Genomic DNA, 6,744 nt, shown 5'->3' on the forward strand with positions numbered 1-6,744 from the left:
GAGAACCCTATAGAGAATCTAGGCCAGGTGTAAATTCTCGAAACTTGGCAGACCACTTTGAGCAGTAAGAGCTCAGCAGTCGACGTACTCGGTGTTATGCCCTTTACCACAGTTACCGCATGGAGGAAGCGTATCCGTCGAGTCGTCGAGAGTCACTTCCCAATCGCAATTAGAGCAGCAGTACGTACCCGTTCGTGGCTTCTCCCCGACATCGTACGTCATGCCCAATCATAACATTCGATGTACACAAAATCACGGGTGTGTGAGGGTTCGCTCTGGAACGGGTCAATGCAGCCGTTGAGTGAGGGCTCGATAAGCAACTGACAATCCGTCTGCTCGATGGCCTGCAATGGAACGGTGGTGAGCAGTAGGTGGTAGAACTGTGAGCGCTCTCGGAGTCGAAAAGGTCGCTGATTGAGGTATGAACCAGGAGGAGTGACGATGGCTTCAACAGACCTCTCACCCGGCGCGACCAGCGTAGACATCTTTGTACGCCAGCCTCGGCGGTACAGTAGAACCACTTCGAGCAGACACAATATCCCCCTCTGAGGAACACATCGTACAAGGCACGGGTCGATGGTCACCAAACACTAAGTCAGCGTATTGAATATATCCGCCATTACGATGCTCTCGCTTCCTCCACTCGTCGACAACGCCAACAGAACTCTCGAAGACGCCTACAAGCGTGTCATCCCCCAAATCGAAGAGGCCCGAATTGCAACGGGGTATTTCTATCTCTCAGGGTTCGACCTCTATCGGGACGACCTCGAGAACTTAGCTGAGCCTGAAGATCTGGGACACGCCCCACTTCGGATACTGATGGGTCGTCAGACTGACCGGGGCACTGCAGACGAGATTGGAGAAGGACAGAACCTCAGAGAAGAGCTGAAACGCGAAGTGAGAGAAAACATTTCTGAGCTGAACAACGCCCAAATCGGCAGATTGGATCGACTCCGGGATTTCATCGCGAACGGTGAGGTGAGCGTCCGGGTGCGGACCCCGGAGAACGGCTACTTCCACGCTAAGGGGGCCTCGTTTCGAGCGCCTCTCGATGATGCCGATTGGGGAGAAGATGAGGACGAAGATACGCGGCCCTGTGCCACCATTGTGGGGTCATCGAACTTTACCAAAAGTGGGCACCAGAACAATATCGAACTGAACCTCACAAGCCAAGATCGCCACAGAGCCGAGGCGTTCGAAGAGTGGTACGACAACCAGTGGGCGAATGCCGAACCATTCAGTGAAGAAATCATCCACATCATCGAAACCAGTGCAGAGTACCAGGACTGGCAAGAGCAACAGAACACTCAGCGTGAGGAAGGTGATCGGTCTGAAGAACTGGGTACGTACCTTGAGCCGTTCGAACTCTACAAACTTCTCGCGTATGACGAACTCAATGGCAACGTCGACATCCGCGATAGTCCGTTATACTACTTCCAAAAGCTCGGATACGAGAGTGCCAAGGAGAAGCTCTCACAATTCGATGGCTGTATCATCTCCGACTCGGTCGGGCTCGGTAAATCGTTCATCGGTGGGGAACTTCTGCATGACGCTCGCCAACGCGGTGACCACTGTCTCCTCATCGTCCCAGCGAATCTGACCGAGCAGTGGAAAGACCTGCTCCAGAAGGACACCGATGAATCCGGAAATCCATACTTCGGTCTGGAGGTTGACGGCACCCACTTGGACGTAATGAGCATCAGTCGATTCCAGAACCTGTCGTATGAGGAGGTGCAGGACCTCAAGGAAGAGTTCGATGTCCTGCTTATTGACGAGGCCCATCGGTTCCGAAACTACGGGAAATGGCGGCCCATACCGGACCACGAGGACGACTACAAGGGAACACGACGACACGCTAACCTCAGGCAGTTCCGTGGGAAGACAATGATAATGCTGACGGCGACCCCAATCAACAACAGCGCCACCGATTTGAAAAACCTCATCGGCCTGTTCACTAGCCCCGAAGAGCTTCGGAACAAGGCGTCACTCGACTTCGGAGCCTTCGACGAGTATATTGATCTCTCAGCGACACGCAAACGCATCGCAGCCGGGGAAACGGAGGTTAGCGACGACGAACAGCAAGATATCACTGAGCAACTCCAGCGACACTCCTCAGAGATTTCGAACATCCTGAACGAGGTGATGGTTCTCCGGACACGCAAACACGTCAAAGACCAAATCCAGGACAGTGAGGACTTTGAGATGAGTTTCAAGCCTCCGAGACTCAACAAGCAGCAGTACTCACTGCCAGCAGCGTACCAGCCGGTGTATCGGATGCTCCCCGACGTAATGGATGCTCTGCACCTTCCTCACATCACCGTAAAGAATCCTAAGGCCGGGAGTACGCTGAAGGCGCTCTACAAGCTGAACCTCCTCAAACGCCTGGAATCCTCGACCTATGCCTTTGTCCAGTCCATCGAGACACTTCACCAGAGTGAGCGGCAACTCCTTCGACTTCTCGAGAAGCTTCCTGCGGACGAGAATATCAATGTTCTCCGAACGATTCAGCATGGCAGTGATTCAGAAGTTGCCGGTATCGTCGAGGGGGTAGACGCCGCAACGGACTTCGAGCAGACGCTTGAAGAATTTGGGTTCGATACGACTGCCATTCAGGCAGAAGGAGGAGATGTCGCAACCGAGGGTGATGAACTGGCCGACGCGACTGTTGAGGAAGTACGGACGTACGTGCAGGAGGACCTCACGCTTCTCTCGTACTTCCTCGCGCAGTTCATCGGCGATGTGGCACGTGATGCTGGTGATGTGAGCGACCAAGCTGTGTCGACACGCCAGTGGCTTACAGACCACAACGCAGGTGTCCTTCCGGATATCTCCGAAGAAGAGACGAATCCCATCCTCTATCCGGGAAGCGACCTGAGCGATGTCGATTCGTCTACCCAAGCCTTCTACGAGGCCGTGTTCTCGCTTCGAGAATTTCGGGACCCGAAAATCGACCGGCTCGCAAAAGTCCTCACTGAACACGACCAGAAGGTACTCATCTTCACCCAGTATCGAGCGACGGCCGAGTACGTCTATCGGACACTCTGCAACAACAGTGATTCACCACTCACCGATGCCAACAGTGCCGTCGTCAAAGGCGGTGACGAGAACAAACAAGGCATTATTCAGCGCTTCGCGCCCGAAGCATCCGGCTACCAGCAGACGCTTGCCGAGTCTGGGGATTCGGAGCTCCAGTACGTCATCGCCACAGACACGCTGAGTGAAGGCGTGAATCTTCAGGACGTCCACGTCGTGGTCAACTACGACCTACCATGGAACCCGATGCGTATCGTTCAGCGCGTCGGTCGAGTCGATCGTATTGGGAGTACTGCCGAGAAACACATCCACAACTTCTACCCTGATGGCGACATTGAGGCCGCAATCAAGCTTCTGAAACGCTTGCAAGCGAAAATCAACGATATTGCGCTAATCGTCGGCAAGGAGAACAACATCCTCGACCCGAACGAGGACCAGATTTTCGAAAAGACCGGTGTGAACACCGAGAAGACCATCGGGGAGTTGCAGGTCGATGAAATCGAGGACTCACTCCAGAAGTCGCGTGAAATCGACGACGTGAACGAACTCGACGACACGAGCAAGAACCCTCTCCTCCGGAACGCAGGGAGTAACGAACACGCTGCGTTCGAGCGCTACCTGTTGAAGCGGGAGCTGAACGAGGATTACGGTCTCGAAGCGGAGGACTTCGAGTACGCCGTGGAATTTTTCGAGGACCCGCCAGAACAACGAGAATTCCTCTACACCAATGTCACCGACCACGACGCTGGCCCTCGACCTGGGGTCTTCGCGCTAGCGCACCTGTGGTTCGACGATGAGGACCACGAGTCACCACTTGGCCGGGTTCGACGCGCGTTCTACTACAAACCCTTCGCCGATGAGGTCAAGGAACGACCTGTGAGTACGCTGAATATCGACCCGACTGTCGACGGAGAGCCGATTGCTGAGAACCCAGCAACAGCGCTCTCGAACCGAGACGACATCCAGGCGGTTTTAGACGAACGGCTTGAGATAATTCGGGAGGGTCAGGTGGAAGGCGCGTTCAAGCAAGGGGAGGCGTTCTCGAAAGAACAAGAAACGATTCTCGACTTCATCAGCCACTACCTACAGCCAAACTACGGTGAGAACTCAGTACCAGTGGAGAGGTTCGAGACGTTAGATGCATGGGCCGACGACCTTCGTAAGCGGCTCCAAGAGGTGAAGCTGGCAAACACCGATGAAGATCGGATACTTCGCGACGTGTTCCGGCATAACGAGCAGTATGATTCGTTCCCTGAGTGGCCGCCAGCCGAATTCCTCGAGCAACTCCAAACATTCCTAGAAGAGAACGTGGAAGGCTCTTCCGAGTACCAGGCGAAACTGGTCGGAGAGAGCGAAGTCCGAGCTCACCTCGTGTGTTGGGGTGTGGTTGGGCGATGACCCGTGGTTACGGAAGTGGGCCGTCCTGATTCAGGAGACTGTACTTCTCGAACACCAAATCGAAGTACTCCTCATCCATCAATCTCGGAGTACCAACTCGGTGGAAGTCGTCAAGCACGAACTTCACGTCCTGAGGTTCCAACCCATAGGCATGGAACGCAGCGGCATCGACCTCGGCCTGTAGCTCTCGGCGGTCTGATTCCTCGATCGCTGGTTCAATCCCATCGAGACGGTCACGCATCTCTGCGAACGCTTCACCGTAACAGTTCAAGCGAGCAGCGCGCTCGGCGATGTAGTGGAACCAGTCGTCATCGTCCGTGAGACGTGGCAGCTGGGATTCCAGTAGCTCTCTTTTGACGATATGTGTCTCTACCTTCGTTCGCATCAAGAAATCGAACACGATGCTATTCAACAACCCAGTCGCCACGAACAACTCACGGTCAGTGAAGCGACGCTCGTAGGGCGAACGGAGCGGAGATTCCGACAGATGGTCTTCCTCAGGCACGATTTCGAATGGTTTGAACGTGTTAATCGTGTGGAGACAGATGACGTCTTTGGGAAGCACTGTGGCAATTATCGTCCGCTCATCCCGAGACCGAGACACGTCACGGATTCCGATACGGTACTCAGTACAGTCAAGTAGCACGTCTTCTTCCTCTAACCCATGGCCACGGCGATTCTCCAGTAGTTCGTCAACGAAGCGGACTTGTGACTGACCGGTGTCCACGCCACCGAAGGCATCGTAAATCGCTCTTTTGAGATTTCCACGGTTGAATTTCTTTTCACGAACTCGGTACTGAGCGCTGTTCGGTGGATCATACATCCCTCGGCTCCAGTACTTTGGACCGTCTAGACTACCAAAATGGGTGTTATCGAACTGGAATTGGTGGATGTTTTTACCCCCAAGTACTGGGTAATCTGAATCCCTCGGAGATGACTGGAGACGATCCTTGTCGGTGGATTCCACAAACTCCTTTGTTAGCATATCTACAGTCCACGTCTCTGCTAACTTCTCTCCGAGAGAGGGGCAGTTGACGACTTTCTCTAGTACACTGACTTCCGTTTGTGAGGTAATAGACGGGAATATCCTCCCCTCCGGAGAGTACCTAAGGAGGATGTCACGGGGAATCGTAACTGCCTCATCTTCGATTCGGTAGACGATATTCATATCGCGTTGATTAAAAATTCCCCGCAGTTCAGACGTTCTCCCTCCGTAATCGAATGTTAGAATTGCAAACCGATATCGGTCGTCGATCGCTGCGAAGATGCCCTTATTTTCGAACCCAATTAAATTCTCTACATTTGAATGATTCAGTAGATGCGTCCGGAGATCTTTTCCCATCACTCCACCGAAAATCGTACCAGGCAAAAGGAGGCTGACTTTCACACCTTCCCGGGAAAGCCTGAAGACCCGCTCCAAGAAGAGTGCCGAAAGTTCGTTCTTGGTCGGCATCGTCCGACCGCCCACGACTGGTGACTGAAGCTCGTAGACATCTCCTTTGGTGAAGAAGCTTGCTTGAGTCTCCATCGAGTCTTGATATTCTTCCCACTCACGGGCAACGGCTGGATTCGAAAGGAGGGCCTCCATCACCACGTCTTTTCGCTCAGAACGGTAGCGGCGGAACTGCTCATCGTATCTGATGAAGAAGTCGTCACGATTCGCATAGAGCATATCCCATGGTGGGTTTCCGATGAAGACGTCGAAGCCGCCGCTCTCGAAAACGTCGGCGAATTCCAGGGGCCAGTGGAACGGAGACCACTCTCTGAGTTCCTCGATGGTGATGTCCTCGAACCCGGCGTCTTGGAAGTCTCGACGTAGGATTTGGTCGAATCTATCCCTGTGTCTCTCTATTCGGGCTTCGGCCTCTTTTCTCCATTCTTGAGCCTCGGAACTGGTCTCGGCACGCTTGTGATTCCTGATGGCTGATTTCACATCTTCAAAACGCGCTCTCACTTCCCAGGAGTCGAGGTCACTGTCGCCATCCTTGTTAAACTCGATATCTGTATCGATTTGCCCAATCAGGCTGTTCCCTTGTCGAACGTTGAAGTCAATGTTTGGGAGCGGCTCGACCTCACTGGGTTCGTCTTCAATGTCAGCCACCATCGAGAGCCATAGCCGTAACTTACAGATCTCGACTGCGCCCTCGTCGACATCGACGCCGTAGAGATTATTTAGAATAGCACTCCGCTTAGCAAACAGCGACGCAGAACTCTTCCCCGACTCAATCTCTTCGACCTCTTCACGGCTACGACTCTCCAGTTCCCAGCTTTTGCCTTCAGCATCGAGGCGCTGGAAATACTCAATGCACTGCA

3 protein-coding genes are annotated in these 6,744 nt (G+C 53.6%); 1 reads left to right on the top strand and 2 read right to left on the bottom strand.

All coding sequences use genetic code 11. The features are described 5' to 3' along the window. Positions 1 to 72: 72 nt before the first annotated feature. A complete protein-coding gene (locus GQS65_RS22135; protein ID WP_158205081.1) occupies positions 73 to 222 on the bottom strand; it encodes a zinc ribbon-containing protein in 150 nt (49 codons plus the stop codon). Positions 223 to 624: 402 nt separating this feature from the next. Between GQS65_RS22135 and GQS65_RS13065 the strand changes: the two genes are divergently transcribed. Next, positions 625 to 4,431, top strand: coding sequence for a helicase-related protein (locus GQS65_RS13065; protein WP_158205082.1), 3,807 nt, complete (start codon positions 625 to 627; stop codon positions 4,429 to 4,431). Positions 4,432 to 4,438: 7 nt separating this feature from the next. On the opposite strand, the gene GQS65_RS13070 is transcribed toward GQS65_RS13065, so the two are convergent. After that, a partial coding sequence (locus tag GQS65_RS13070; RefSeq protein WP_233265131.1) for an Eco57I restriction-modification methylase domain-containing protein occupies positions 4,439 to 6,744 on the bottom strand: 2,306 nt, incomplete at its 5' end.

Source organism: Halomarina oriensis, assembly GCF_009791395.1.
Taxonomy (GTDB): Archaea; Halobacteriota; Halobacteria; order Halobacteriales; family Haloarculaceae; genus Halomarina; species Halomarina oriensis.